This window comes from Streptomyces sp. NPDC001848 (genome assembly GCF_042891915.1).
Taxonomy (GTDB): Bacteria; Actinomycetota; Actinomycetes; order Streptomycetales; family Streptomycetaceae; genus Streptomyces.
Genome location: NZ_JBIATP010000006.1, coordinates 196,984 through 223,785, shown reverse-complemented (window position 1 = coordinate 223,785; position 26,802 = coordinate 196,984). Strand labels below are relative to the sequence as shown.

General features: G+C 71.2%; 21 protein-coding genes, 1 tRNA gene and 3 pseudogenes. 15 read left to right on the top strand and 10 right to left on the bottom strand.

Annotated features, from left to right (window positions below; all coding sequences use genetic code 11):
- Window positions 1-11: 11 nt before the first annotated feature.
- The 3 genes and pseudogenes from iolD to iolC form a co-directional block, all read right to left on the bottom strand.
- Entirely contained in the window at window positions 12-1,895 is a 1,884-nt protein-coding gene (gene iolD / locus ACFYZJ_RS14460) for a 3D-(3,5/4)-trihydroxycyclohexane-1,2-dione acylhydrolase (decyclizing) (RefSeq protein ID WP_388567117.1), read from the bottom strand.
- An 89-nt stretch (window positions 1,896-1,984) separates the two neighbouring features.
- Window positions 1,985-2,148, bottom strand: a pseudogene (locus tag ACFYZJ_RS14455) (5-deoxy-glucuronate isomerase); the annotation flags it as partial.
- Window positions 2,149-2,269: 121 nt separating this feature from the next.
- On the bottom strand, window positions 2,270-3,223 hold the full coding sequence (gene iolC, locus ACFYZJ_RS14450) for a 5-dehydro-2-deoxygluconokinase (RefSeq protein WP_388567115.1): 954 nt from the start codon (window positions 3,221-3,223) through the stop codon (window positions 2,270-2,272).
- A 179-nt stretch (window positions 3,224-3,402) separates the two neighbouring features.
- Here iolC and ACFYZJ_RS14445 point away from each other — a divergent pair, with 179 nt between their 5' ends.
- The 5 genes from ACFYZJ_RS14445 (at window position 3,403) to ACFYZJ_RS14425 (ending at window position 6,976) form a co-directional block, all read left to right on the top strand.
- A complete protein-coding gene (locus ACFYZJ_RS14445; RefSeq protein ID WP_388567112.1) occupies window positions 3,403-4,362 on the top strand; it encodes a helix-turn-helix domain-containing protein in 960 nt (319 codons plus the stop codon).
- Window positions 4,363-4,694: 332 nt separating this feature from the next.
- Complete coding sequence (gene chpG / locus ACFYZJ_RS14440; RefSeq protein ID WP_181138935.1) at window positions 4,695-4,934, top strand: chaplin ChpG; 240 nt, start codon at window positions 4,695-4,697, stop codon at window positions 4,932-4,934.
- Between the two features lie 251 nt (window positions 4,935-5,185).
- Window positions 5,186-5,926, top strand: a complete 741-nt coding sequence (locus tag ACFYZJ_RS14435; RefSeq protein ID WP_388567109.1) for a hypothetical protein — start codon at window positions 5,186-5,188, stop codon at window positions 5,924-5,926.
- Window positions 5,927-6,060: 134 nt separating this feature from the next.
- Window positions 6,061-6,360: a hypothetical protein gene (locus tag ACFYZJ_RS14430; RefSeq protein WP_388567106.1), complete on the top strand. Its 300-nt coding sequence runs from the start codon at window positions 6,061-6,063 to the stop codon at window positions 6,358-6,360.
- Window positions 6,361-6,478: 118 nt separating this feature from the next.
- Complete coding sequence (locus ACFYZJ_RS14425; protein WP_388567104.1) at window positions 6,479-6,976, top strand: DUF5949 family protein; 498 nt, start codon at window positions 6,479-6,481, stop codon at window positions 6,974-6,976.
- 38 nt (window positions 6,977-7,014) lie between these two features.
- Here ACFYZJ_RS14425 and ACFYZJ_RS14420 read toward each other — a convergent pair whose 3' ends face one another.
- Window positions 7,015-7,692, bottom strand: coding sequence for a L,D-transpeptidase (locus ACFYZJ_RS14420; protein ID WP_388567102.1), 678 nt, complete (start codon window positions 7,690-7,692; stop codon window positions 7,015-7,017).
- 238 nt (window positions 7,693-7,930) lie between these two features.
- Window positions 7,931-8,593, bottom strand: coding sequence for an RraA family protein (locus tag ACFYZJ_RS14415; RefSeq protein WP_388567099.1), 663 nt, complete (start codon window positions 8,591-8,593; stop codon window positions 7,931-7,933).
- Between the two features lie 338 nt (window positions 8,594-8,931).
- On the opposite strand from ACFYZJ_RS14415, the gene ACFYZJ_RS14410 reads away from it, so the two are divergent.
- The 5 genes from ACFYZJ_RS14410 to ACFYZJ_RS14390 all read left to right on the top strand — a co-directional run bounded on the left by ACFYZJ_RS14410 (window position 8,932) and on the right by ACFYZJ_RS14390 (window position 16,015).
- A complete protein-coding gene (locus ACFYZJ_RS14410; protein WP_388567097.1) occupies window positions 8,932-9,303 on the top strand; it encodes a CU044_2847 family protein in 372 nt (123 codons plus the stop codon).
- Window positions 9,304-9,346: 43 nt separating this feature from the next.
- Window positions 9,347-13,579: a trypsin-like peptidase domain-containing protein gene (locus ACFYZJ_RS14405; RefSeq protein WP_388567094.1), complete on the top strand. Its 4,233-nt coding sequence runs from the start codon at window positions 9,347-9,349 to the stop codon at window positions 13,577-13,579.
- A gap of 737 nt (window positions 13,580-14,316) precedes the next feature.
- Window positions 14,317-14,631, top strand: a complete 315-nt coding sequence (locus ACFYZJ_RS14400; protein ID WP_388567091.1) for a hypothetical protein — start codon at window positions 14,317-14,319, stop codon at window positions 14,629-14,631.
- Window positions 14,632-14,758: 127 nt separating this feature from the next.
- Entirely contained in the window at window positions 14,759-15,163 is a 405-nt protein-coding gene (locus tag ACFYZJ_RS14395; protein WP_388567088.1) for a DUF6416 domain-containing protein, read from the top strand.
- Window positions 15,164-15,292: 129 nt separating this feature from the next.
- Window positions 15,293-16,015: a class I SAM-dependent methyltransferase gene (locus tag ACFYZJ_RS14390; protein ID WP_388567085.1), complete on the top strand. Its 723-nt coding sequence runs from the start codon at window positions 15,293-15,295 to the stop codon at window positions 16,013-16,015.
- A 175-nt stretch (window positions 16,016-16,190) separates the two neighbouring features.
- On the opposite strand, the pseudogene ACFYZJ_RS14385 reads toward ACFYZJ_RS14390, so the two are convergent.
- A pseudogene (locus ACFYZJ_RS14385) lies at window positions 16,191-16,415 on the bottom strand (UTRA domain-containing protein); the annotation flags it as partial.
- Here ACFYZJ_RS14385 and ACFYZJ_RS14380 point away from each other — a divergent pair.
- On the top strand, window positions 16,356-17,372 hold the full coding sequence (locus ACFYZJ_RS14380) for an ATP-dependent DNA ligase (RefSeq protein WP_388567082.1): 1,017 nt from the start codon (window positions 16,356-16,358) through the stop codon (window positions 17,370-17,372). The pseudogene ACFYZJ_RS14385 and the gene ACFYZJ_RS14380 overlap by 60 nt on opposite strands.
- 292 nt (window positions 17,373-17,664) lie before the next feature.
- Here ACFYZJ_RS14380 and ACFYZJ_RS14375 read toward each other — a convergent pair.
- Window positions 17,665-17,737 (bottom strand) — tRNA-Arg (locus tag ACFYZJ_RS14375).
- A gap of 304 nt (window positions 17,738-18,041) precedes the next feature.
- On the opposite strand from ACFYZJ_RS14375, the gene ACFYZJ_RS14370 reads away from it, so the two are divergent.
- The 4 genes from ACFYZJ_RS14370 (at window position 18,042) to ACFYZJ_RS14355 (ending at window position 24,331) form a co-directional block, all read left to right on the top strand.
- Complete coding sequence (locus tag ACFYZJ_RS14370) at window positions 18,042-19,649, top strand: dynamin family protein (protein WP_388567080.1); 1,608 nt, start codon at window positions 18,042-18,044, stop codon at window positions 19,647-19,649.
- Between the two features lie 5 nt (window positions 19,650-19,654).
- Window positions 19,655-21,706, top strand: a complete 2,052-nt coding sequence (locus ACFYZJ_RS14365; protein WP_388567077.1) for a GTPase — start codon at window positions 19,655-19,657, stop codon at window positions 21,704-21,706.
- A 449-nt stretch (window positions 21,707-22,155) separates the two neighbouring features.
- Entirely contained in the window at window positions 22,156-22,647 is a 492-nt protein-coding gene (locus ACFYZJ_RS14360) for a single-stranded DNA-binding protein (RefSeq protein ID WP_388567075.1), read from the top strand.
- Between the two features lie 304 nt (window positions 22,648-22,951).
- Entirely contained in the window at window positions 22,952-24,331 is a 1,380-nt protein-coding gene (locus ACFYZJ_RS14355; RefSeq protein WP_388567073.1) for a TQXA domain-containing protein, read from the top strand.
- A 34-nt stretch (window positions 24,332-24,365) separates the two neighbouring features.
- On the opposite strand, the gene ACFYZJ_RS14350 is transcribed toward ACFYZJ_RS14355, so the two are convergent.
- The 3 genes and pseudogenes from ACFYZJ_RS14350 to ACFYZJ_RS14340 form a co-directional block, all read right to left on the bottom strand.
- On the bottom strand, window positions 24,366-25,343 hold the full coding sequence (locus tag ACFYZJ_RS14350) for an FAD-binding oxidoreductase (protein WP_388567070.1): 978 nt from the start codon (window positions 25,341-25,343) through the stop codon (window positions 24,366-24,368).
- A 49-nt stretch (window positions 25,344-25,392) separates the two neighbouring features.
- Window positions 25,393-25,716 (bottom strand): annotated as a pseudogene (locus ACFYZJ_RS14345) (FAD-binding oxidoreductase); the annotation flags it as partial.
- Window positions 25,717-25,777: 61 nt separating this feature from the next.
- Window positions 25,778-26,743 carry an antibiotic biosynthesis monooxygenase gene (locus ACFYZJ_RS14340; protein WP_388567067.1) on the bottom strand — a complete coding sequence of 322 codons (966 nt, stop codon included), beginning with the start codon at window positions 26,741-26,743 and terminating at the stop codon, window positions 25,778-25,780.
- Window positions 26,744-26,802: the final 59 nt, after the last annotated feature.

The window sequence follows — 26,802 nt, the reverse complement described above, 5'->3', positions numbered from 1 at the left end:
CGAGAACTCCTTCACAGATGGCGGCGCCGGGTGGCAACGTGCCGTTCGTAGACCTCACGCGCCTTGACCGCGGGCGGCCGGGTCGCGGTCTCGGCCACGGGTACATCCCACCAGGCCTGCGCCGGAGGCGCGCCCGACACAGTGTCTGCGGTTTCGGTCTCCACATAGACACATGTGGGACTCTGCGCGGCGCGCGCCTCGGCGAGCGCGTCACCCAGGTCGCGTACGGTCCTGGCGCGCAGCACCCGCATCCCGAGACTGGCCGCGTTGGCGGCGAGGTCCACGGGCAGCTTCGGCCCCGTGTACGTGCCGTCGTCGGAGCGGAAGCGGTAGGCGGTGCCGAACCGCTCGCCGCCCACCGATTCCGAGAGGCCGCCGATGGACGCGTAGCCGTGGTTCTGCACGATCAGCACCTTGATGGCGATGCCCTCCTGCACGGCCGTCACGATCTCCGTCGGCATCATCAGATAGGTGCCGTCGCCGACCAGCGCCCACACGGGCCGCTCCGGCGCGGCCAGCTTCACCCCGATCGCGGCCGGGATCTCGTAGCCCATGCACGAGTAGCCGTACTCGAGGTGGTACTGGTCGCGGGAGCGGGACCGCCACAGCTTGTGCAGGTCGCCGGGGAGCGAACCGGCCGCGTTGATGATGACGTCCGACTCGTCCACCACCGCGTCCAGCGCGCCGATGACCTGCGGCTGCGTGGGTCGCAGATCCGGTTCCTCGGCCTCGAAGCAGGCCTCCACGCGCTGCTCCCAGCGCTCCTTGTCCTCCGTGTACTCGGTGACGTACGCCGGATCGACCCGGTGGTCGTGCAGCTCCAGCGCCTCGGTGAGCTCCTCCAGGGCGCTGCGCGCGTCCGCGACCAGCGGCACCCCGCCCATCTTGTGCCCGTCGAACGACGCGATGTTGACGTTGAGGAAGCGGACACCCTCGCCGCTGAAGAGAGTGCCGGAGGCCGTGGTGAAGTCCGTGTAGCGGGTGCCGACACCGATGACCAGGTCGGCGGTGCGGGCCAGCTCGTCGGCGGTCGCGGTGCCGGTGTGGCCGATGCCGCCGACGTCCTGGGGGTGGTCCCAGCGCAGCGAGCCCTTGCCGGCCTGGGTGGAGGCGACCGGGATGCCGGTGGCCCCGGCGAACTCGGCGAGGGCCTCCTCGGCCCGGCTGTGGTGGACACCGCCGCCCGCGATCACGAGCGGGCGCCGGGCGGCGCGGATCGCCTGGACGGCCTCGCCGAGTTCGACCGGGTCGGGACCCGGACGGCGTACGTTCCAGGTCCGCTCGGCGAAGAACTCCTCCGGCCAGCCGAAGGCTTCCGCCTGCACGTCCTGCGGGAGTGCCAGCGTGACCGCGCCCGTCTCCACCGGGTCGGTGAGCACGCGCATCGCCTGCAGGGCGGCCGGGATCAGCGCCTCCGGGCGGGTGATCCGGTCGAAGTACTTCGACACCGGGCGCAGACAGTCGTTGACGGACACGTCGCCGGCGTGCGGGACCTGAAGCTGCTGGAGGACGGGGTCGGCCGGGCGGGTGGCGAAGACGTCACCGGGCAGCAGCAGGACCGGGAGGTGGTTGATCGTGGCGAGGGCGGCACCCGTGACCAGGTTGGTCGCGCCCGGCCCGATGGACGTCGTCACCGCGTGCGTGGACAGCCGGTTCGACTGGCGGGCGTAGCCGACCGCCGCGTGCACCATCGCCTGCTCGTTGCGGCCCTGGTGGTACGGCATGGCGTCGGGGTACTCGACCAGCGCCTGCCCGAGGCCCGCGACGTTGCCGTGCCCGAAGATCCCCCAGGTGGCGGCGATCAGGCGACGGCGTATGCCGTCGCGCTCGGTGTACTGGGCGGCCAGGAAGCGTACGAGCGCCTGAGCGACCGTGAGCCTCGTCGTTGAGGTCATCGGTATCCCTCCGTGTGGTCCGGGTGGAAGCAGATCCGCACCTGAGGTACGGCGCTGCCGCCCTGCACGTCTCGACCGTACGTCGCTCGGACCTCCGGCGCGGGGCCGTAGCGGGCGGGGAGTCTGCGCTCGCACTTCGCTCCTGCCAGGGCGAAGCGGTCTCCCGCGCCGGAGGCGATCGGTGCCCGGGCGTCCCGGACCCGTGTGCGGAGTCGGTCATCTCCGCGAACACGGTGTCCCTGCCCGGGAGTTGTTATGTTTTGTCCTCTATGTGCACGGTACCGTCCCGGGGCCGGGCAGTTCCTTCTCGTGCCGCACGCGCGCGGTGGCGACCTGTTCGTGCCGCACGCGCGCGGTGGTGTCGTTCGCGGCGGTCACCGCACCGCTCCCGCCGTGATCGCCGCCTCCACCTCGTCGGCCGTGGGCATCGCGGAGGAGCACTCCAGGCGGGAGGCGACGATGGCGCCCGCCGCGTTGCCGTACCGCATGATCCGCTCCAGGTCCCAGCCGGCCGGCAGCCCGTGGCACAAGGACCCGCCGAAGGCGTCGCCCGCGCCGAGGCCGTTGAGGACCTTCACCGGGAGCGGCGGCACCTCGGCCGACTCACCCGTGCTGCTGACCGCGAGGACGCCCTTGGGTCCCTGTTTGACCACCGCCAGCTCGACCCCGGCGTCCAGCAGGGCGCGCGCGGCGGTGTGCGGATCGCGCTCACCGGTGGCGATCTCCACCTCGTCGACGTTGCCGACCGCGACGGTGGTGTGGCGCAGGGCCTCGGCGTAGAACCGGCGCGCGGTGGCCGGCTCACGCCAGAACATGGGCCGCCAGTCGAGGTCGAAGACCGTCGTACCGGCCTTGGCGCGATGGGCGAGCGCGGCGAGCGTCGCGGTGCGGCTGGGCTCCTCGCACAGGCCCGTGCCCGTGACCCAGAAGACGCGTGCGGCACGGATCGCGTCCAGGTCCAGCTCGTGCGCGTCGATCTCGAGATCCGGCGCCTTGGGCTGCCGGTAGAAGTACAGCGGGAAGTCGTCCGGCGGGAACACCTCGCAGAACGTGACCGGTGTGGGCAGCCCGGACACCGGCCTGACCCAGCGGTCGTCGACGCCGAAGCCGTGCAGCGCCTCGTGGAGGTAGGCGCCGAAGGGGTCGTCGCCCGTGCGCGTGATCACCGCCGTACGGCGGCCGAGCCGGGCGGCGGCGACCGCCACGTTCGTCGCCGAACCGCCCAGGAACTTCCCGAAGGACGTCACCTGCGGCAGCGGTACCCCGGTCTGCAGTGGGTAGAGGTCCACGCCGATCCTGCCCATGGTGATCAGGTCGTAGGCCTCCATCGGTTTCCCTTCGCATCGGCTGTTCCCCAGGTCTAGCCGCGCCGGGGGAGCCCTGTCAATGTTTTGTCCAGACATTCGGATGACACCTTGACGTGGTTTCGGGAATCCAAGGGCGGTGGGCTTCCGGAGGCAGTCGTGGGTGGGCACCATGGGTGGCTTCCGGTGTGCCGGGAGGGTGCATGGCGAGCGGGCTGGTGGCGCGGAGTGGGCGCGGACCGCGCGGCAGTTGGGAGACCGTGGTCGCACGGCCGCACCCCCGGCTGCGCCCCGGTGTGATCAGCTACCGCGGGATCCGGCTGGCGCTCGACGGCCCACGCAGCCGCCTGGAGACCCCCATCGGCGCGGCCACGCTCCTGCTGGGCATCGAGGGCTCCGTCCGCATCGGGCGCCCCGGCCGGCCCTCGACGACCCTGGAGTCGGTGTACTCCGGGCTGAACACCACGGCGGCCGTCGGCGAGCACGACGGCCGCATCTTCGGCATCGAGGTGCTGCTCACCCCATGGGCCGCGTTCACGCTCTTCGGAACGTCCCAGTACGAGTTGACCAACCGGCCCGTCCATCCGGACGACCTGCCGCGTCCGGCAGGACGTGGCGGCCGGGCGGGCGTGGCCGAACTCGCCGCCGCGCTGGCCGCGTTGCCCGGCTGGGCGGACCGTTTCGCACTCCTGGACGACGTGCTCGCGCGCTGGGCACAGGCGGGGCCGCCGAGTTCGGCCCGCGTGGTGCGCGCCTGGTCGCTGCTGCGGCGCAGCGGAGGCGCGGTGCCGGTGGCGCGGCTCGCGGAGGAGGTCGGCTGGAGCGTACGGCAGTTGGAGAACCGGTTCCGCGAACAGATCGGGCTCGGTCCGAAGGCCGCCGCCCGGGTGCTGCGGCTGCAGCGCGCGCGGCGGCTGCTCGCCTCCGGGCGGTCGGCCGCCGAGACCGCGGCGCTGTGCGGCTTCTACGACCAGGCGCATCTGAGCGGGGAGTTCCGGGCGATGACCGGCTGCACGCCCCGGGAGTTCGCTGCGGCGCGCGGGGCGGTCGCGACGGCGCCGTCCGGGCTGCCGGGGGCGGACCGGATGACGGGGGAGGCGACGAGCCTGATCCTCTCACCGAACGACAGTGCGCATTTTTCCAAGACCGGAAGGATCGCCTGACGGCAGGGTGGGGCTGCGGCGGTCGCTGCGGGGGAACGCGCGGACCGCGGGCCGGACCCGGCGCAGCGGATCCGGCCCGCCCTGTACGGGGGCAGGGCCGGCCGGGACCGTGCGCGACACCGGCTCGCACGGCGCGGCGGCGACCGCCCGTCCACGGCCCGATGCGCCGGCTCCTACGGCGTACGAAACCCGTCAAGTGGGTCGCAGGGGTGAAGCGCGGCAATTGAGGACATCACCCCATCGGAGGCGCAACCCGGGCGGGTGCATCGCAGTTGACTCAACGTCGGGCATTCCGCCCGGCTGTTGTGACGATCCCCAAGGAGCACCTCTCCATGTCGCGTATCGCGAAGGGCCTCGCCCTGACCTCCGTTGCCGCCGCGGCCGTGGCGGGCACCGCCGGCATCGCCGCCGCCGACAGCGGCGCCAGCGCCGCCGCCGACAACTCCCCGGGCGTTCTGTCGGGCAACGTCGTGCAGGTCCCGATTCACGTTCCGGTCAACGTGTGCGGGAACACGATCGACGTCGTCGGCCTGCTGAACCCGGCGTTCGGCAACACCTGCGCCAACGGCTGACGCCCGGCAGCGGACCCTTCTGCCGGCCGTTCCCTCCTCGGGGGGACGGCCGGTTGGCGTCGCTTGGCCCGTTCGGCGTTGCCCCGAACGGGTGGCGCTGTCTCCAACCCGCTCACATGGCGTCTCATCAGCGGAAACGTGGTGCATGACAGGCCGCGGACGCTACTGCGGGCAGCCGATCTGTTGCATGCCATGGCGGCTCCTTCCACGGTGAGCACAAGCACCCTCACCGACCACGAAGGGGAACACTCATGCCCGCCCTGTCCGCACGTCACCTTGCTTCCACCGCTGTCTGCGCCACCCTGCTGCTCGGCATCACCGGGCCCGCCGCGATGGCGGCCGACCACGACGCGCCGCGTGGCCGTACCCACGACTCCGCCCCCCTGCCCGGGCCCGACGTGCTGCTGCCCCGCGTCCAGCGGCTGGCCGAGGCCGACCGTGCCGTGGCACCCGTCTCCGAACTGCTCAAGGCCGCGCTCACGGCGGACAACCACCGGCTGCCGGCCAAGGAGGCGGCGAGGCTGGCCAAGGCCGCGGAGGACTCCATCACCAAGATCACCCCGCCCACGCCGGCGCCGACCGTGCCCATACCGGCGCGCAACGACTCGCAGAGCGACGCGCTCGCCGCGCTGCGCAAGGCGGTCGACGACCTGGCCGCGGCGGCCACGTCCGGTAACGCCGGTCAGGTCCTGCCGGCGGCCACGACCGTGCTGAACAAGCTCATCAACGTCCTCGTCGCCTCGGTGACCGGCGCGGTGACCATGCCGAGCCTGCCGAGCCTGCCCAGCCTTGCGCCCTCGCTGATGCCGAAGCCCACCGGCATCCCCTCGGGGAAGCCCAGCGCGACGACGCCGTCGGCCAGCCCGACGGGCACGCCCACGGCAAGCTCGACGGCGACGCCGGGTCTCAGCGGGAAGTCCACGCCGTCCGGCACGCCCACGGACCCGCCGCAGCGCACGGTCCTGCCCACGCCGTACCCGCCCAAGCACTGAACCGGAACGTCCGAATCCTCCGCACGCGGGTTTCCGCCGGGTCGGGGGCTCGTTAGCCAGGACGCAACCGTCCCTCCGGTGACCTTCGGTCACCGAAGCTCCGGTGACATCGGTCGCCGAAGAAAGGAACACGGATGAAGTCCCTCAAGGCCGCCGCCGTCGTCGCCGGGTCCCTGGTGGTCGCCGGCGTCGCCGCACCCGCCTTCGCCGACGACGCCTCCGGCCTGACGCCCACCAGCCTCAACGGTGCGCTGGAGACCATCACCACCCAGAAGACCCTCGACGTCCGCCCCATCGCCCACCAGTCCGAAACCCTGGACACCGAGAACAAGCACTCCGTGCTGAGGAGCGTGAACGGCGCGGCGGCCGCCCTCAACCGGCAGGTCGGCGCCTCCCGGCTGCTCGGCGGTCTTCCGCTCCGCGGCGGCCGGTAGCCGTCCGCATCCCCCGTCCCCGTCCGCGTCCCTCGTTCGTGTGGTCACCGCCGTCCGTATCCCCCGGTCGGGCGAGAATCCGCACGGTGACCCGCCGGGCCGTCGATACGGTTCCGCGGTGACCACAACTTCCAGCGCGGCGCGTCCTTTCCGCGCGGCCGACCTCGGCACGCTCGTCGTCCTGGCCTGGAGCGGCGAGGCCCCCGACGGGGACATGCCCTACCTGCTCGCCTACTCCCTCGGCGACGGCGACAGCGGTCCGGAGGGCTCGGCGGCCGCCGTCGAGGCGCTGCTGCGCGCCAACGGGCTGAACCCGGGCGATCAGCTCATCGACGGCACCCAGCGGCCCGGCCTGCCCGTGACGCTGCTGGTCGAGGCGGGCCAGGCCGTCGTCACGATGCCGTATCTGAACGCCCAGTGCACCGTGCCGCCCCAGTGGCTCGCCGCCCTCCGCGCACGCGGCCACGCCTACTTCCTGTTCGCCACCCGCCCGTGGCCCGAGGCCGCGCCCGGCAGGCCCGTCGAGCCGGAGCGGCTGGCGGCGTTCGCGGGCGCCGAGGAGACCTTGACCACGGCCGCGCACGCCCTGGTGCCGGCCCTCAGCCTGCGCGGCTGACCCCTGAGGCCGGGGATCACGCGGCGGCACGTCATGGGTCATTGTCCCTTCCTGCTGCCCCAGAGGTGGACGCTGTCTCCGACACGGAGCAGGGACCAGAGCGCCTTGGCGTCGTCGTAGCGGAGATTCACGCACCCGTGCGATCCCGGGTCCTCGAAAATCGGCCGATAGCTGGCATGGAGCGCCTCACCGCGGTCGAAGAACTGGCTGTACGGCATCGAGCCGGGGAACAGATTCGAGTAGAAGTCCTTCACGCGCCGGTAGATCTTGTGCCGGCCATTGCGGGTCGCGTAACCCGGCCTGCCGGTACGCGCGGGGACGGGGCCGAATACGATTTGTTTCCTCTTCCGCACCCACAGCAACTGACGGTTCTGGTCCACGCAGACCACGACCTTGGGCCCTTCGGGGCATCCGGTGAGGGACTTCTTGTGGGCCGCGGCCCAGGCCACGACCGCGGCCCGGTAACTGACGAGGTCGGCATAACCGTCCGCAGGGTCGATCTCGTACTTCTGCTGCATTTTCCGGATGGTCGCGCAGTCCTTCGCGGACTGCTTTCCGTCCTGGCGCAGACCCAGATATTTCTCCACCTGCCGCTGAAAAGGCCCGGTGCTGAGCCGGCATTCCGGCGTGACGTCGCCGCCGTCCGTGGTGTCGTCGGCGGGGCGGACCTCGCTGGTACTCGCGGCCGAAGGCGCCGAGGCGACGGCAAGCGTCACGGGAAACACGATGCCCGCAGTGGCATAGATGCGAATCCAACAGAGGGGGATTCGTCTCCTCCTTGCCATCAGGTTCCCTCTCGGTACCGGGCCCTGGAATTCCCGGGCGTCACGGGGGACCAGTTGACATTTCCGGTTCCTGCCAAACGTCAGGCGCCGCGGGCATCACCCCAATGTCCCCGCGGCGCTCCCGCGACAGCGCCCTCCTTCACCCTCGAAGGGCGCGCCGTCGCCGCCGTCAGCCCTCGTAGCCCTGAGCGCGCAGGATCGCGTCGACGCGGGCCCGGTGAGCCTCCTCCCAGGCGTCCAGGGTCTCGGCGGCCTCCTTGGCCAGCTTGGCACGGGCCGCCGCGAGCACCTCGTCGGCGCGGGCGGCGGGGACCACGACGACGCCCTCCTCGTCGGCCACCACCAGATCGCCGGCACACACCGACACCCCGCCGCAGCGGACCTCCACGTTGAGCGGCGCCACGACCGACTTGCCGCCGGGGATGGGGATGACGCCCCGGGCGAAGACGGGAAAGCCCATGGCGCGGACCTCGGCGAGATCGCGGATCAGCCCGTCGGCGACGAAGCCCGTGACGCCGCGGCGCCGGGCCACCGCGCAGACGTTTCCGCCGGCCGGCGCGTAGTCCAGGTCGCCCGACTCGACGACGATGACCGACCCCGGCTCGGCACGGTGGATGGCCGCGTGCAGCATGAGGTTGTCGCCGGGAGCGCACCGCACGGTGAACGCCGGCCCGGCCGTGCGCGGCACCGGCTGCCACAACGGTCGTATGCCGATGTCCATGACCTGCTCGCGGCCCAGGAGGTCGGCGAGGGTGGTCGTGGGAATGTCGGCGAAGGCCGATGGGGCGGAGCCGGTGGCTCGGGAGTCGGTGGCTCGAGAGGCGTCTGTCATGGTCCCTCCGTACGTCGTACACCGTGGTGGCCTGGCACATGAAACACCCTGGAGGGGATGTCCCCCGCAGGGCGTTTTTCGCCGGTGACGGGTGGCGTCCCGGCAGCAGCCGCAGACCGGCCGGTCATGCTGAACCCCGCGAGAGATACGGAGATTCGGTGGTCGTGACCATCGTGACCGTGCCGGCGCGTCTGCCGAAGAGGCGTGTCGGCCGATGCCATCGCTCGCGGCGCCGCGGGCCCGTGCCCGCCACGGCGTCCGAACGCCGACCTCAATTCCCTTGTGCGTGACGGTCATTGGCTTCGCTACGCTCCCTGACGTGATCAGGAAGGAGTGTCATGAGCAGTAGCGTGCACACCGTTGAGGTTCCGCTGGGGCAGGACGGCGAGGACGTCATCAAGGTGCAGATCCGCGAAGTGGACGAGTCGCTGGTGAGGGTCGGCCGGGGCGGGCGCCCGGCCGCGCGGGCCTCGAGGACGTTCGGGGAGATGCTGGACACCGTGCGGCCCGTCGCGGAGAGCTTCGTGGGGAGACTGAGCGGACTGGTGAACGCCCCGGACGAGATCACGCTCGAGTTCGGGGTCTCCCTGTCCGCGGAGGCCGACGTCGTCATCGCCAGCACCGCGACCGAGGCCAATTTCTCCGTCAGTCTCACCTGGAACAGGAGTGACCGACAGAGCGTCACGGGGGATAATTCACAGGGGAGTTGACCCCGTGTGACGGGCACGGGGGCGGTTCACGCACGGGGGCACGATGGTCGACACGGCAGCGCACTCCAGAAGTCCTGAGACGGCCCTCGCCGCGGCGGTGGTCCGGGTCTCCGGGGCCCGCGTCGGTACGGTCGGAGCCGGCTTCGTCATCGCTTCCGACCTGGTGCTCACCTGCGCGCACGTCGTCGCGGATGCCCTGGGCCTGCCGCGGGGCGATACGCCGACGCCGGGCGCCGAGGTCTTGGTGGAACTGGTGCTGGCCGGTGGCGCCCGCTCCCGGGCCACAATCGAGCACTGGGTCCCCATGCGGGACGACGGCACCGGGGACATCGCCGTACTGCGCATGCGCACTCCGCTGCCGCGCGCGGAACCGGCGCGGATGGCGGCACCCGAAACCGTATGGGGCCATGACGTACGGGTCTTCGGACTGCCGGACCACTCCCCGGGTGGGATCTGGTACGTGGGTCGGTTGCGCGGCGGGACCGCCGAGGGATGGGTACAGCTGTCGGCCGCCGATGCGCAGGGGGCACCGATCGAGGAGGGGTTCAGCGGCAGCCCCGTATGGGACGAACAGACCGCGGCCGTCGTGGGCATGGTCTTCGCCACTCAGCTGTCGGGAGCCCAGCAGAGCTTCCTCATCCCCACCAGGACGCTGGTCGAGGAGGTTCCTGCCCTCGCGCCCATACTCCACCCCCCGTCGCCCTTCCGCAGCCTCGTCCCCTTCCGAGAAGCCGACGCGGGCGTCTTCTTCGGCCGTGACGCCGAGGCGGAGGCCGTCACCGCGCTGCTCGCGGGGGACGCCGATCACCCGTGCGTCACCCTCGTGGGCCCCTCCGGCTGTGGCAAGTCCTCCCTCGCCCTGGCAGGGGTGGTGCCCCGACTCCGGGCCAGGGGATACGAGGTCATCACCGTGCGTGCCACGGAGTCCGGTTCGCTCCGGTCCGCACTCGCCGCGGCACAGGCGCGCACCGACCGCACCGACGGCGTCGCCCCGCTGCTCTTCGTCCTCGACCAGGCGGAAAGCCTCCTCGCGCGCAGGGACCGGGACATGGAGGACGTCGTGCGGTTCCTCTTCCCCGAGCGTCGGCGTCCTGGTGTGCAGGTGCTGCTCACGCTCAGATCCGACTTCCTCGAGGCGGCGCTCTCCCATCCGCTCGTCGGCCCGGCGCTCAGCCGCGGCGCGATGAGCCCGCTGGCCCCGATGAGCCGGGCGCAGCTCAACGAGGTCGTCTGCAGGCCCGTCGAGACGCTGCCGGCGGTCGACTACGACCCCGGGCTGGTCCGGCGCATCCTCGACGACGCCGCCAACCAGCCCGGCGTGCTTCCGCTGCTCGGCTTCGTGCTCGGCCGGCTGTGGGACGACCAGTCCGTCGGACGGCTGCGGTTCGCGACGTACGAGGCCATCGGCGGCGTCGGTGGCGCGCTGGGGCGGCACGCGGAAAGTGTGTGGAACACGGCGGTCGGCGAGGGCGACCGGGAGGACGCCCTGCGGCTGCTGACCGCGCTGGTGCGGGTGCTGCCCGGCGGAGAGGCTCCGCTACGGGCCGTGCTCACCCGGGCGGAGGCGGGCCCGGAGAGGTGGCGTATCGCCGAGGCGCTGGCCCGCGGGCGGATCCTGGTCCTGGGCACGGACCCGGAGCACGGGCAGACCGTCGAACTCGCGCACGAGGCGCTGATCACGGCGTGGCCGACGCTGGCGGACCAGGTTGCCCGGAACAAGGAGTTCCTGGCCTGGCGAGCGGGATTGCGGCACGCCATCGACAACTGGCGCAGCGCCGGACAGGAGAAGGAGCAGCTCCTCGCCGGAGAGCGCCTCGAAGAGGCCAGGCGCATGCTGGCCGAGCGCCCCGGTGAACTCACCGCGGAAGAACGGCGGTTCATCGAGGAGAGCGAGCGGCGGCGGGCGGCCGCGGCGCGAGCCGAAGCGGTGAACAAGCGGATCAAGAGGGTGCTCACCGGGCTGCTGGCGGCCGCCACCGCGGTCGTGCTGGTCGTCGCGCTCCTGTACGTCGCCAAGAACAGCGCGCTCGACTCGCAGCTGCGGCAGGCCGCCTCCGAGCAGTTGGCCGCGCGCGCCGAACAGCTCGACGACGTCTCGCTGATCACCTCGGGGCTCTTCGCCACCGCGGCCTACAAGACCGCGGACGGGGCCCAGTCCAGGTCCGCCCTGGTCGCGCAGTACCTGCGGATGCGGAACGTCGACCACGTGGTGCTCGACGGCCGGGGCGAGGTCCAGGACGTCGTCATGAGCCAGGACGGCAGACGGATGCACGCGCTGCTGCGCAGCGGCGAGACGATCGACCTGGATCTGGACGGCGGCGGCGCGCGGACGGCCGTGCGCTCGCTGGTGAAGGGCAACGGCACCGACCTGCTGGCGATCTCGCCCGACGGGTCCGTCTCCGCCCGTGCCTCGGACTGGGGCCATGTGTCCCTGGGTGTCCGTACGGGGAAGAAGACCTGGCGCACCATCACCCTGCGCGGCAACGAGGACGTCCGCCGCAACCCTCGCGCGGCCACGGATCTGCGCTTCGACGCCACGGGGCGGCGCATCCTCGCCGCCGTCCGCGGTGAGGGGGTCCTCGTCTGGCGGACCGGGGACGGCCGGCGCCTCGGCAGGACCCTGACCGCCCCCGGCGGCTGGGAGGTGGCCCAGGCGTGGTTCGGCCGCGACGACGACACGGTCGTCGGCCGGCTCACCCCGCAGAACGCGGGAGACGACGCGGGCGCCCGACTGGTGATGTGGCAGCTGGACAGCGGGCGCCCACGGACGCCGTGGGGCACGGCGACGACCGGCCCTGTCACGGTCAGCGGCGACGGCGGGACACTCGTCCGGTGCACACCCCAGGGGGTCCTGGAAGCGTGGGACCTCTCGGGGACGCCGACGTTGCGGCGCTCCTACAACAACGGGCAGTTCGGCCTGCTCTGCCCGCTGTACACGCCCCGGCTCGACAGCACGGGTCGCTACCTGCTCAATCCCGTCCGGCGCGTGGGTACGACGTTGGGCCGGTACCAGTTCCTGGTGCTCGACATCGACCAGGGCCGGCCCGGCCTCCTCGACCTGCCCGCGCCCGCTCCGCAGGACCAGGCCGTCACCGGTCAGGCGCAACTGCCCGCGGTCGCGTTCACCGGACCGCCGAACGCGTTGCGGGCCGCGGTCGCGATCGGAGGCAGCATCGTCACGGCCCGGGTTCCCGTGCCGACCGTCTTCGACAGTGACATGCTCCTGAGCCCGGTCAAGACGGTCGACGCCGACCACCGCCGCATCGCCTCCGTCACCGCGGACGGCACGAGCCTGCGCCTGTGGGACCTGACCTCGCACCGGCTCCTCGGGCAGGCGCGTCCCTCGCGTCCCCTGGCCCGGCAGTACGCCTCGTACACGCCGGACGGCAGGCGGCTGCTGACCGTGTCCGCCGACGGCCGCTCCGTGCTCGTGTGGCGGCTGACGGACGGCTCCGGGAATCCCACCCTCGCCGAGGACCGTCGGCTCGACCTGCCGACGCCCCCGGGCATCGACCCGGCCGGCCCGGATGGCAGGACCGGCCTCACCCCGGCCTGGGTGAACGTGTCCTTCCAGGACGACGACCACGCCGTGGTCTCCGCGATGTCGTACGTCAGCCGGTGGCGGCTCTCGACCGGGCGGATCGACGGCGAGGTGTACCGTCCGCCGCTCCAGGAGCCGGCCGAAGTCGCGAACGCCGCGGCGAACACCTTCGCCGCGGCACGTCCCGGGCATCCACAGGCGGCCATCCGCACCGTGGACGACGGGCGGATCGAGATCTGGGACTTCGACAGGGGCGAGTCGGTCGAGACGATCCGCAGGGAGCAGGGATACCGCTCGGTCAAGCAGCTCGGGTTCGCACCCACCGGCGATCTGCTGGCCGTCCTCGAATACGGCGGCAAGGTGGGGCTCTGGGACATGGCCAAGAAGGAATGGCGCAAACCCCTGACCTACGACGGCGCCTACTGGCTCGACGACTTCTTCTCCGCGGACACCCTGGGCACGCAGGGCCCGACGAACGAGTTCACCGTGTGGGACGTGCGCAGCCGCAGCGAGAAGTACCACTTCATGCCCGGTTACTCGGCGACGAGCGACCTGACCTCGGACGGCAGACGGCTCGCCATCGTCGACGGCGGCGACGCCCGGCTGATGTCCCTCGACCCCAGGGACTGGACCGACCGCCTGTGCGCCCTCGCGGCCCGCGAACTGACCTCCGCGGAGAAGGACTTGGCGCCCCCGGGCAGCAGGGTGGACCACCTCTGCGACCACGGCGGCTGACCGGCCTCGTCTCGGGGGCGTCACGGTGTCCCCGGTCGCGGGTTGATGCCGGACGTCCAGGAGCCTGGGCGCGCCACGCCTCGCAGCAGGCCGCAGCGGGTCCGACTTTCACGTATCGGAGTGATCTCGGCCTCGACGGACCACTAGGGTCCAGGCATGACAGGCGGGGTAAGAAGATCGGCGCGCGCGTTGTCGGTGCTGACCTTTGCTTGGGTCCTCTCAGGCTGCGCTTCCAGTACCGATGGCCAGGGGTCCTCGCCGCCGCCGACTCCTTCTGCTTCCTCCAACGTGCATCACCCTGATCCCACCGACCCTGCGGACGCTGTTACCGGTGACCACTTCACAGTCCCGCCTGGGCACTACGCCAGCCCGACGGCAACAGGCGACTGTGCGTCCGGTGGATTCGTGATTCGCGGGGACAAGTTGTATCGATGCGAGCCGAACGGCCACCTCAAGTACCTGGGCCCGTATTCCGGAGCGACTCACTGACCTTGTGCACGCGGCGGAAACGGCAGGGCGACACGTCCCTTGGGTTCGTACTTGTCCAGAGCCTACGGTCCTGACGACCCTGTACCCGGAGCCCACGGTCCTGACGCCCCGCGATGGCCGGCGACTGCTTCCCCCAGCGTCGGCCCGTTGGGGAAGGGACCGGCCCGTTCGATTGCCTGGATACGGCGCCGACCGCGCGGCGGCACCGGCTCCACGCCTTCTTCGCCACCCCGTACCACTGCAGCCCCATGCCCGAGGAAGCCGTAGCCATGCGGGTGCAGGTTGTGACCCTGCCCGAGCCCGACGCCGACGACCAATGGTGCGAGCTGCTGATCCCTACGGCGGCCCCGGAGATCGGAAAGCAGTGGACCGACACGGGGGAGATCCACGAACATCACGACCTGAAAGGCCGCGCGGAGGGCGAGACGCGCACGGTGCCGGGCCACCCGGCCGTGACGCGCATCCTCCGCCAGCACATCGAGGACGAAAGCTCCAGCCGGGTGATCTGCTCTTCCAGGGGGAGTCGGGCGGCATCCTGTGGCTGTGTCCCGTCCTCCTCCTGACCTGTGGCTCTTCCTCAGCTGAGCGGCTTGTCGGTAGAACTTCGACACGGATTCGACACGCAGTGTCCTGGTGGCTCTGTACGGTGCCAACGACACACACGCTGAGTACCAACTGTTGGGGGCGGGCATGACGGAGTATCTGTCTGAGGTTGATCCGCGATGGGCTGAGCACTCGGGCGAAGAGGCGCACTACGGCGCCCCGGAATGGGGTCCGGAGGACTTGCAGCGCGCCGCAGTGTTCTTGGCTGAACTCGCACCGCAGGCCCGGCAGGTGCTCGAGTACTTGGCGCGCAACCCTGGTCGGCGGATCCACTGCACGGAGCTGGTGGACAAGGCCCTGGACGGGCCGAACGAGAGTGATCCGGCGCGGCGCGTGGCAGGGGTGCTGTCCGGGATGAGCAAGGGACACAGCGACAGTGGGCGGCGGCTTCCGTTCTACTGGTGGGAGGCACCCGAGGGGAGCGCGGGCGCGACGTACGCAGTCCGCCCCTCGGTGGCAGCGGTGTTCCTGGCCGCTCAGCTCGGCGAGTGACTCCATCGCTCATGGCCTAGGTGTTCTGGCCGGCGGATCATGGGCCGAGCCAGGGCCGGACCGAGGCGAGGGCCGACCAGTGCCCTAATCGTGTTGACCGCCCCCGACAGGCAGTGCTGGAGTCGGCACGTGGACAGCATCCCCGCCAACCGGCGGCTCTGGAACCAGATCAGCAGCGCCTACCAGCGCGAACACGACCCGCAGATCGGGGCCACCCCCCGGCTGTGGGGCATGTACTCCATCCCCGATGCGCACCTGAACGCCCTGGGCGACGTCACCGGCAAACGCGTCCTCGAACTGGGCTGCGGCGCCGGCCAGTGGTCCAGGGCGCTCGCCGCCGAGGGCGCCACTGTGGTGGGGCTCGACCTGTCCGAAGCCCAACTCGCCGCAGCGAGCCGCGCGATGGGAGCGGCCCGCTATCCGCTGGTGCAAGGCGCCGCCGAACGACTCCCCTTTGCCGCCGACAGCTTCGACCTGGTGTTCTGCGACTTCGGTGGGCTCAGCTGGGCACCGCCGCACCTGGCCGTCCCGCAGGCCGCGCGCGTCTTGCGCCCAGGCGGGCGCCTGGTGTTCAACGTCGCCAGCCCATGGTTCGAAGTCTGCTACGACGAAGCCGCCAGCCGCGTGACCACGACGCTGCAGAAGGAATACTTCGGGCTGAACACCATTGCCGAAGACGGCGACGCGACCAGCTATCAGCTCACCTACGGCGACTGGGTCAGGGTCCTGAGCGGCGCGGGTCTCGTCATCGACGACCTCATCGAGCCGCGGCCCGAACCCGGAACACCCAACGGCTACAACGAAACCGACCCACCCGACTGGGCACACCGCTGGCCGGCGGAACTGCTCTGAGTAACCCACAAACCGTAAGTTCCGCCGCGCCGAGACGTGAAGGCATCCTCTCGCCGGGCAGGCCTAAGGGACCGCTGATCTCGCAGCGGCGCCTCGCTGACGACCAACTGTCGTCGACGGGGCGCACGCCTTTTGCACCTCACGCTGCGGCCGTCAGCCGCCCTCGGAGTGACGGTTAGCGGTTGGTCGGGATCTCGTGGACGATCTCGCAGTGCGCGGCGGGCACCACGATGTCCGCTGTCTCGACGGGCCGTCCTTCGTCGCTGTAGTACGTCCGCCGGATGTGCGTCACGAGCGCGGCCTTCCGGATGCCCAGGAGTGAAGCCTCCTCGGAGGTCGCATGCCTCGGCTCCGGCTGCTCAACGGCGTGGCTGACCGTGACCCCGATCGGTTGCCTCCGCCCGGAGCGCTGCCCGGCGGCTTGGTCTTTCAGCCCAAGTTCGACGGCTACCGCGCCCTGCTTTTCACCCCGAGCCCAACTCTCGGCTCGGCGATTCTCCAGTCCCGTCGGGGCGCCTTCATCCAGGGGCGCTTTCCCGACCTCGGCCAGGCCGCCGGGAGTCTGCCCGATGGCCTTCTCCTCGATGGCGAACTGGTCGTGTGGGCTGGCGAGCAGCTGTCCTTCGAGGCGCTGCAGCGCCGTGCCGCTTCCAGTGGTCGGACAGCCGTACGGCTTGCCGAGGAGCTGCCTGCGCACTTCATCGCCTTTGATGTCCTGCAAGCCGACGGGCAGGAGTTGCTACGTGAGCCGTACGCACGTCGACGCGAGAAGCCGGAGGGCCTGTTCAGCGAGCGTGGGCTGATTACGCCGTGGACGCTCTGCCCCGAGACAAGCGACGTCCGGACCGCACAGGAGTGGCTGGCCTCCTGGACGCAGGTGCCAGGCCTTGAGGGGCTGGTGATCCGCGGGCGGGACCAGCGATACCTCCCGGGCGTTCGGGGCTGGTACAAGATCCGCCGCAGGAACACGACCGAGGGCATCGGCGGGGCGATCACCGGCACCCTGCCCCGCCCGAAAAGCCTCTTGATGGGCCGCTACGACCAGGACGGAGCCCTGCGTCTGGTCGCCCGTAGCACCCAACTGCACCTTGAGTCGGCCCGGCGTGTCGCCGGCAGGCTCACCGCTCCCAGACCTGGGCACCCGCGGGACGGCGTGCGATTCACCACGTCGTGGGCGTCTCGGACACCACTGGACGTCGTCCTCGTCGAACCCGCACTGGTCGCGGAGATCGACGTGGACACTGCCCAGGACAGGGGGACCTGGCGGCACCCGGTGCGGTTCATCCGCCTCCGCGACGACATGGCGCCACAGGACGTTGCTGCCTTCGGCGAGGGCGCCGCGCCGACCGCCGGGTGACCGCATGATCAGAGGTGTCCTGTACACCTCGAGGCAGCTTCGGGACGTCAAGAGCGATCCTCGCGGTTACCTCTTCGCCCTGCGTGAACGGCCTGACGGTGCCCGGAGAACTTCTCCGCGTATTCACCACAGCCACCCGCAGAAACCCGCAGAAACCCGCAGAAACCCGGTGACAGCCGGACAGCGCCGGACTCTCCCCGCTACCACCAGGAGCGGCCCGGCGCTCTTCTGTGTAGACCTGCGCCCACCCTGACCAGCAAAAAGCCCTCCCCGAGGGGAGGGCAGAAACGTGCGCCCCCGGCAGGACTCGAACCTGCGGCCAAGCGCTTAGAAGGCGCCTGCTCTATCCACTGAGCTACGGGGGCCTGTGTGGTGGCCTGTCGTGGTGCCCCAACGGGCTGATCCGTGACCTTGCCGGGGACAAGGATAGGGCTCCCCGGGCCCTTGTCCCTGTTGCTTCGCCTCCGTGGCTCTATGTGGAGGTTCAGTGAAGCGGTCCGATAATCGCAGGCAGGTGCGAATCGTGCATCGCTTTTGGCGTTCGACGCCCCGGGTGTTGTGCACTCGTTATGCCTGCGTCCCAGTCGCCCCTTCCGTCCCGTGTGTCCTTCGGCGCGCAGACATAGCCATATGCTTCAGAAAGCCACCAAAATTGGGCATTCTTCGCATGTGGTGACCTTGGACGTACGGCCTCAGCTGCTCGACGCACTCTCCGCCCTGCGCGACCGTGTCGCCGCCGCACGCTTCCCGCTGCCCCTGCCCGGGGCTCCACGCGCTCGTGCGAACCGCGACGAGCTTCTCGCACAGCTCGACGACTATGTGGTGCCCCGGCTGAGAGATCCTGAAGCGCCCCTGCTGGCCGTCGTCGGGGGATCCACCGGAAGCGGTAAGTCCACGTTGGTCAATTCCCTCGTCGGGCGGAGGGTCAGCGAAGCGGGCGTACTGCGGCCCACCACCCGGACGCCCGTCCTCGTCTGTCACCCGGGGGACCACCACTGGTTCAGCCGTATGCGCGTCCTGCCCGGCCTGTCACGCGTGTGGGTGCCCCAGCAGGACTCCGGTGACGAGCCGCGCACCGCCGTCGGCCGCGACGAGCGGGTGCTGCACATCGAGAGCGCCGACACCCTTCCGCGCGGGCTCGCCCTTCTCGACGCGCCCGACATCGACTCCCTGGTCGCGGGCAACCGGATCCTCGCCGCCGAGTTGATCTGCGCCGCCGACATCTGGGTCCTGGTCACCACCGCCGCCCGCTACGCCGATGCCGTGCCGTGGCACCTGCTGCGCACCGCCAAGGAGTACCGCGCGACCCTCGTCACCGTGCTCGACCGGGTACCGCACCAGGTCGTGTCCGAGGTGTCGGGGCAGTACGGTGCCCTGCTCGCCAAGGCCGGGCTCGGCGATGTTCCCCGCTTCACCGTGCCCGAGCTGCCCGAGTCCGCCTGGGGCGGGGGCCTGCTGCCCGCCACGGCCGTCGAGCCCCTGCGGGAGTGGCTCGCTCACCTGGTGCAGGACCCCGCCGCCCGGGAGGCCGCCATGACACGGACGGCCCAAGGAGTCCTCGACTCGCTGCGGGCCCGGCTGCCCGAACTGGCCGGCGCCGCCGCCGCCCAGTACGCCGCCGCCCTCCGGCTCACCGCGGCCGTCGACACGGCGTACGACAGCGAGTACGCGCGCGTGCGGGAGCGCCTCGAGTCCGGGGCCGTGCTCTCCGGCGACGCCCTGAAACGCTGGCGCGGCCACCCCGTGGACTGCACTGCCGGGGAACTGCTGGACGCCCTCGTGGACAGCCTGGGCGCCCTGCTGCTGTGCGCGGTCTCAGCCGCCGACGAGCGTGTCGAGGAGGCCTGGCGGAGCGAACCCGCGGCCATGGCCCCGGAACTGACCAAGCGCGACCCGACGCTGGAGAGCGCCGAGCACCGCATCGGGATGACCGTACGACGCTGGCGGCGCGTCCTGGAGGAGTACTCCGAGGAAACGGTGCGCGACCTCGACAAGAGCCCCGCCCCGGAGGCCGAGGAAGTGGCCGCCCTCGTCGCCACGGCCCTGCTCGGCGGGCGGCGGGCGCGGGCGGCGGGCGAGGGGCTCGCCGAGCGGATCGGCGCCCACCGGGCACTGCGGCTGCGCGACCGCGCCGCGCTGCTGCTCTGGGAGTACCTCGACCGGGCCCTGCGCACGGAACGCGAACGCCGCCTCGCCCCCCTCGACGCCCTCGGCGTCCACGCCGAGCCCCAGGCCGAACTCATCGCCGCGCTGTCCGTACTGGAGAAGGAGAGGTGACCGCGGTGGCCACCGCCACGGATCCCAGCGATCACAGCGAGCACAAGGGCCATACACATCACAGCGATCACACCGGTCGCAATGGCCGCGCCAAGAACGCTCGGCATGAGCTTCCGGAGGGAGCCGTCGCCACCACCGAGGAGCGGGTCGGTGACGGAGGGTCAGCCGGTGAGTACGCGCGCGTGGAGCCCGATTCCAGGAGGGAGTTGACCGGTGTGGAGACCGGCGTGCCGCACGGCTCCCCAGCGGGCGTCCCGCAGGGGGCGCCCCCGCCCGGGGGCGCTGCGGAAGATGACCGGCACGCGCGCGTGCAGCACGGCGACCTGGGGGCGCGCACGGAGGCCCTGGCGGTCTGGGACGACGGACTGATCGCCCGCCGCATGTCCGGTACGGCCGTCCCGCTGGACGGCACCACGTCGGGCCAGCCCGGCGACGCGGCCCTACGGCAGCCCGCGCCGCTCGCCTACGACGGACCCCTGCGCTCCCGGCTGGACGCGCTGCGCGAACTGGTGGGGCTGTCACGGACCCGGCTGGACAGCCGCACGCTCGCCGAGGCGGGCCGGGTCCTGGACGAGGCGGCGGCGCGTCGCAGGCTCTCCGGAGAACACACCGTGGTCGCCGTCGCGGGCGCCACCGGCAGCGGGAAGTCCACGCTCTTCAACGCGCTCGCCGGCGTGCCCCTCTCCGAGACCGGGCTGCGCCGGCCGACCACCGCCGCCCCGATCGCATGCAGTTGGAGCGACGGCACGGGCCCGCTGCTCGACCGTCTCGGCGTCCCGGGGCGGCTGCGCCGACGCCCCTTGCCGAACCCCGACGGAGAGGCACGGCTGGGCGGGCTCGTCCTGGTCGACCTGCCCGACCACGACTCCGCGGCCGTGGAACACCGGGAACAGGTCGACCGCATCCTGGCGCTCGTGGACGCCGTGATCTGGGTCGTCGACCCCGAGAAGTACGCCGACGCCGTCCTCCACGAGCGCTATCTGCGGCCCCTGGCCGGACACGCCGAGGTCATGTTCGTCGTCCTCAACCAGGTCGACCGGCTCCCCGGGGAAGCCGCCGAACAGGTGCTCGACGATCTGCGGCGGCTGCTCGACGGGGACGGGATCGCGCTCGGGGAGTACGGCGAGCCGGGCGCGACCGTGCTCGCGCTGTCCGCGCTCACCGGTGAGGGCGTGGGTGAGCTGCGCGAGGCGCTCGGACAGTTCGTGGCCGAGCGCGGGGCTGCCGCGCGCCGTGTCTCCGCGGACGTGGACGCGGCCGCGGCCCGGCTCTGGCCCGTCTATGTCACCGCGGGGCGCGCCGGGCTCACCGAGGAGGCGCGCCAGGAGTTCGCCGCCCGGCTCGCGGATGCGGTGGGCGCGACCGCCGCGGGGGAAGCCGCCGAGCGCGCCTGGCTGCGGCACGCCAACCGCGCGTGCGGCACGCCGTGGCTGCGGCTGTGGCGGTGGTACCGGGACCGGCGCGAACCGTCCACGGGACGCCTGCCGGTGCCTGTGCCCCCGGACGAGGAGGTCACCGCGCGGCAGCGCGTCGAGCAGGCCGTGCGGACGGTGGCGGACCGGGCGGCGGCCGGGCTTCCGGCACCCTGGGCCCTGGCGGTGCGCGAGGCCGCGGTACGGGGCGCCGAGGGGCTGCCGGAGGCGCTGGACGAACTGGCGGTGCGTACCTCCCTGCCGACGGAGCGGCCGCCCCGGCCCGGGTGGTGGCGGATCGCCGTGTTCGCCCAGATGTCGATGACACTGCTGCAACTGCTGGGATTCCTGTGGTTGCTGGGGCAGGTCGTCGGGTTCATGCCCTCCAGCTTCGGGATGCCGCTGCTGATGTTGCTGGCCGGTCTGGCCGGCGGTCCAGCCGTCGAGTGGGGCTGCGGGATGGCGGCGCGCGGACCGGCTCGGCGGTACGGGCTGGAGGCGGAACGGCGGCTGAGGGACGCGGCAGCCGAGTGTGGGCGGGGCCGGGTCCTGGATCCGTTGGCGGCGGAACTGCTGCGGTACCGGGAGGTGCGGGAGCAGTACGCGAAGGTGGCGGGGGTCGGGGTGGGGGCTCGGGTGGGGTGAGCGCCGCGGTTGCCGCGGTTGCTGCTGTCGTCGTGGTCGACGGGTCGTCGTGGTCGCTGTGGTCGCCGTGCGGCGGTCGCGTCGGAGAGCGGACAGATGGGTCGGCCGGACGCGGGAAAAGGGCGTCGGTTCCGAACGGGAAGGGGTGCCGGTTCGGCACGGGAAGGGGCGTCGACTCGGAATGGGAAGGGACGTCGGTTCGGCACGGGAAGGGGCGGAGGCGCTCGTTCGGGTGGCGGAGTTTTCCACAACCGGGCGGTAGCCCACAGCGCGCAGCGGGCTCTTGCCGACGGAGGCAGTCTGGCTTCGCGGCGATCGCTGACGACGCGGTCGTCGCACCGGCGGCGGCAGGCGACAGGGCCTGACCGCCGCGGCAGACGCATCCGTGCGGGAGGAGCCCGCACGCGTTCCGCTCCGGCGCGCAGCCGGGGCGAGGGAGGGGTTTCGCCATGAACGAGACGACGGTGTGCGTGGTCGGCAACGTCGCCACCCAGCCGGTGTACCGGGAGTCGCCGACGGGACCCACCGCCCGCTTCCGGCTGGCGGTGACGGCCCGGTATCTGGACCGCGAGAAAAACGTGTGGACGGACGGGCACACCAATTTCTTCACGGTGTGGGCCCGGCGCTCGCTGGCCACGAACGTCGCCGCGTCCGTGGCGGTGGGGGATCCGCTCGTCGTCCAGGGGCGGTTGAAGGTGCGGACCGAGCAGCGCGAAGGGCAGGGCTGGCTCTCGGCGGACCTCGACGCGGCGGCGATCGGCCACGACCTGTCGCGCGGCACATCGGCCTTCCGACGGTCGTCCCGGCCCGAGACCCAGGCCGGCGTCACGGCGCAGCCGGAGCCCAACTGGGAGACCGAACCGGCGAGTCGGATGCCCGAGGAGACGGAGCCGCGCGAAAGGGCGGAGCAACCACACCCCGATCCAGTCGGAGTGACGTGACATCAGTCACGCCGGTTCACCCGATCCCGGCCCAACTGCCGCTTATCACCACTTGAATCGGTGGATATCCCGACGCTTCCCGCTCAAAGGGTGATAGGCGCAGCTCACAGGCTGTGTGAGCGATAACGATTATGAGTCGGATCGGCTGATCGGTCACATGATCGGGGAGTGGGGTGCGCGGCGTCCCTAGGATGCCGGGCATAGCTGACGGAGCTTCTGATTCTGCTGGTGGGACCACACCCCCCACATCAACGGGTCCTGCTCGAAAGGGAATTCTGTGTTTGCTGCGTTCTTTGCGCGGTTCGTGCGCAGGCGAGGGGCCGTCCGCCTCGCCACCGCGACGCTGGTGTCCGGACTCGTCGCGGCGGGCCCGGTCGCCACCGCGGGGGCGGCGGCCGCCGACGGGACGCCGCAGGGCCAGGGCGGGGCGACCGCGACCTTCGGCGGCCTGAAGATCTACGGGGCCGCCGTCGTCCACGACGGCGGCACGGACGAGCAGATGTCGGCGGGGCTGTACGAGATGTCCGTCGACAACGGCGGCACCCTGCAGACGTACGGCATCGACCTCCACAACCCCACGCAGAAGGAGGCCAGGTACCACGAGACGGCCTGGAGCGGCACGTCCCTGAACGGCAACAAGAACGCCGGAAAGATCCGCTGGATCCTGCAGAACTCCTACCCGCAGGTGAACGACCTGGCGCGGCTGGCGGCCGAGGCAGGGGCCAAGGGCCTCACCGAGCAGGACGCGGCGGCCGGCACCCAGGTGGCGATCTGGCGCTACTCGGACGGCGCCGACGTGGACGCGGTCGACCCGCGGGCCGAGAGGCTCGCGGACTACCTGGAGAAGCGCGCGCGGAATCTCCCGGAGCCCGCAGCGTCCCTGACCCTCGACCCGCCGGCCGTCTCCGGCCGCCCGGGAGCGCGGCTCGGTCCGGTCACGGTGCACACGAACGCGGACAGCGTGACAGTGACCCCGCCGACGAACGCCGCCACGACCAGAGTCAAGATCGTCGACAAGAGCGGCAAGCAGGTCACGACCGTGGCTGACGGCAGCCGGATCTACTTCCAGGTGCCGAAGACGGAGCAGGACGGTTCGGCCGAGCTGACCGTCCAAGCGTCGACCACCGTGCCGGTCGGCCGGGCCCTCACCTCCGAGACCCGCAGCCAGACGCAGATACTCGCCGGCTCCAGCGAGTCCACCGTCTCGGCCACGACCACGGCGACCTGGGCCCACAAGGGCGCCATACCGGCCCTGTCGGCAGGGAAGAACTGCGCCGACGGCGGAGTGGACATCACCGCGGTGAACAAGGGCGACGAGGCGTTCACCTTCGAGCTGATGGGCGCCGAGCACACGATCCCCGCAGGCGCGTCACAAACGCTGACCGTCCCGTTTCAGGAGGATCAGCCCTACGACTTCAGGATCAAGGGCCCGGCAGGCTATGAGAAGTGGGTCAAGGGCGTCCTCGACTGCCAGACGGAGACCGCCACGGGCGGCCTGAAGATCCAGACGCTCAGCGAACCCAGCCCGGCCACGGCGGGCGGCACGGCGACGGACACCAACCTCGCCGAAACGGGCACGTCGAACGCTACCCCGCTCATCGCGGGCACCGCGATAACCCTGGTGGTGATCGGCGGCGCGACGCTGCTCCGGCTCCGTACGAGGCGGACGGGGACGCGGGACTGACCGGTAGGCATCGTCCGACCGGTACGGATCGTCGTCACGGCATGACACGCGCGGCGTCCCCAGGTGACAGATAGGAGTGGAAGAGGCCGTCGGGGTCGTACTGCGCTTTCAGCCTCTGCAGACGCTGCCAATCGCCCGGGGTGAACGACCGGCGGGCACGGGACTCGGCGGCGGTGAGGTCGGTCTCGGCGATGTAGTGCCCCGTGCCCAGGGGTTCGACCACGCGGATGGCCTGGCGCAACCAGCTGATGTTGGCCGCGTCCTGCCGGGGATCGTCCCAGACGGCATAAGGGACGACGTAGCTGTCCCCGAGCACCGAGAAGGCCATGTCCTGGGACGGCCGACCCGCCGGTGAGACGGGAGCGAGGACCAGCGATCTGCTCGACGGTGCCGCTTCGAAAGCGTCGGCCAGCCGCCCCAGCAGCGTGGGGAAGTCGGCGTCCGACCACAGTGTGTCCGCCGCATAGCGGTGCTCCGGACCCCACAGGGTGGCGGAGGTGTCGTACAGGGCCTCGAACGTCATCGGTTCGTCCAGTTGCCGGGACAGGGAACGCGCAGCGAGGGGACAGTTCCGGAGCGGTGTCAGGAGGTCGCACGTCTCTTGCCGCGAGGAGGCGAAGACGGTCCCCGTCACGGTCACGACTTTGGGGCCCGGCGCCCTGCCGGGGTGCGCAGCGGCGAGGGAGAAGCTCAGCTCGACGTTCGGGGAGAGCGTCGAGGACACCCCGGTCGCCCACTGCGTCACCTCCACGGTTTCCGCGAGAGGGAAGGTCCATGTGGTGCTGGCGATCGCGCCGGGGCGCGGATACAGCCTGAGGCGGAAGGCGGTGACCGCGGCGAAGAAGCCGGGACCGGCTCCCCGTGCCGCCCAGAACAGATCACGGTGTTCGTGCTCGTTGCAGGTGACCGGCTCGCCGTCCGCGGTGACGGCCTCGATCTCCTCGACGTCGGCACAGGCCGGACCACGGAGTGGGGAGTTCCATCCGAGTCCTCCGCTGAGGAGGTACCCCACCGACGGCGACGGATCCGCAGTGGCCCGTGGGGAAGGCGAGCCCATGACGGCTGATCTCGGAGGTGAGCTCCAGGCCCCTGATCCCGGGCTGCACCGTCGCCGTCGCGGAGACGGGGTCGACCGCACACGCGCGGAGCCGGGAGAGGTCGATCAGCATGCCGCCGTCACGCAACGGTGACCCGCACCAGCTGTGTCCCCCCGACCGCATGGCGACCTGGAGCCCCTGGGCGCGGGCCGTGCGGACCGCCTCCACGACGTCATCGGCCGAGGCAGGGCGGACGATGACGTCCGGGAACCGCGCGGGTGTGAGCCCGTTCCACACCGCGGCGCTGCGGATGTCCTCGTAATCGGCGTCGTCCCGTCTTACCGACATCGCTGCGAGACGGTGGGTGTGCGAGTGCCGGCTCATCAGCTGTGCTCCTCATCTCGGCACGTCAAGTGGTCAAGCCGAAAAGCGCGAGGAGCCCCGCGTAGCAGCCCGTCACGATGGCAGCGCCCGCCAGCTCGACGCGCCGCGAACGCGGCCGGTCGGGCGCCAGCCAGAAGGTCAGCATGCGGTTCACCAACGGCATCAGAACCCAGGTCAGGATGGCGACGCTCAACACGTTTCCGATGAACAGGCCGAGGTACCCCGGAACGCCCGTGTCAGTGAGGGCACGGCCCACGCTGAGGTTGAGCACCACGACGGTGGGATAGAGGGCGAGGAGAACGGACATGGCCTGCTTCCAGTTGGGCGGGACACCCGCCTCCTCCCCGCCGCCGAAACGGAACCACCCGCTGAAGGCCGATGCGATCTCGCGCACCTCGAAGTCGGCGAAGTAGGCACGCCCCTCGTCCAGCAGTTTCCTGCGGACGTCCGACTCCAGCCACTGTTCGAGGTGTTCACGGGTGTCGAACCGGAACACGACGACCCAGCGATCCTGGATCCCCTCCACCGGCGCGAAGAGCTCGGAGCCCTTGAAGCCCCGGTACTTCTGCTGAGTCTTCAGGACCTTGTCCTGCCAGCGCAGGAAGTCCTGCTCGCGCCCCGGTTTCACATCGTGGGAGACGACCGCCGTCACGGCCTCCCCAGCCGGTCGCCCTCCGCTGAGAACCTCCTGGGAGGGCTCCCCCTGGAACAAGTCGCGGCCGTCATCCAGGAGTTCCTGGCGCGTCGCAGACTCGAGCCAGGCGCTCAACCGGCCGAGGTCCGAGAAACGGAACACCACGACCCACTGGTTGTCCTCGGCGGATTCGGGCGAGTACACCTCCGTTCCCTCGAACCCGTCGAAGTCCCGTACCGCTCGATTCACCTGCTCCTGCCAGCGCTTGTAGTCCTCCTCACGACCGGGGACGACCCTTTGCGTGATCACCACGGTCGCTCCGGCTCCACCAGGAGCACGGTTGGCGCTGGCGTTCATACGGAGTAGCCTAATCTGAAAGGGATTTAAGGGGCAAATCGGAATAATTCCAATAAAAC

Bases quoted from the DNA above. Each gene is read 5' to 3' on its own strand.
- ACFYZJ_RS14430 (WP_388567106.1), top strand. From the start codon at position 6,061: ATGAAGTCCCTCAAGGCCGCCGCCGTCGTCGCCGGGTCCCTGGTGGTC.
- ACFYZJ_RS14435 (WP_388567109.1), top strand. From the start codon at position 5,186: ATGCCCGCCCTGTCCGCACGTCACCTTGCTTCCACCGCTGTCTGCGCC.
- iolD (WP_388567117.1), bottom strand. From the start codon at position 1,895: ATGACCTCAACGACGAGGCTCACGGTCGCTCAGGCGCTCGTACGCTTC.
- chpG (WP_181138935.1), top strand. From the start codon at position 4,695: ATGTCGCGTATCGCGAAGGGCCTCGCCCTGACCTCCGTTGCCGCCGCG.
- ACFYZJ_RS14360 (WP_388567075.1), top strand. From the start codon at position 22,156: ATGAACGAGACGACGGTGTGCGTGGTCGGCAACGTCGCCACCCAGCCG.
- ACFYZJ_RS14340 (WP_388567067.1), bottom strand. From the start codon at position 26,743: ATGAACGCCAGCGCCAACCGTGCTCCTGGTGGAGCCGGAGCGACCGTG.
- iolC (WP_388567115.1), bottom strand. From the start codon at position 3,223: ATGGAGGCCTACGACCTGATCACCATGGGCAGGATCGGCGTGGACCTC.
- ACFYZJ_RS14400 (WP_388567091.1), top strand. From the start codon at position 14,317: ATGCCCGAGGAAGCCGTAGCCATGCGGGTGCAGGTTGTGACCCTGCCC.
- ACFYZJ_RS14395 (WP_388567088.1), top strand. From the start codon at position 14,759: ATGACGGAGTATCTGTCTGAGGTTGATCCGCGATGGGCTGAGCACTCG.
- ACFYZJ_RS14405 (WP_388567094.1), top strand. From the start codon at position 9,347: ATGGTCGACACGGCAGCGCACTCCAGAAGTCCTGAGACGGCCCTCGCC.
- ACFYZJ_RS14445 (WP_388567112.1), top strand. From the start codon at position 3,403: ATGGCGAGCGGGCTGGTGGCGCGGAGTGGGCGCGGACCGCGCGGCAGT.
- ACFYZJ_RS14415 (WP_388567099.1), bottom strand. From the start codon at position 8,593: ATGACAGACGCCTCTCGAGCCACCGACTCCCGAGCCACCGGCTCCGCC.
- ACFYZJ_RS14380 (WP_388567082.1), top strand. From the start codon at position 16,356: ATGCCTCGGCTCCGGCTGCTCAACGGCGTGGCTGACCGTGACCCCGAT.
- ACFYZJ_RS14410 (WP_388567097.1), top strand. From the start codon at position 8,932: ATGAGCAGTAGCGTGCACACCGTTGAGGTTCCGCTGGGGCAGGACGGC.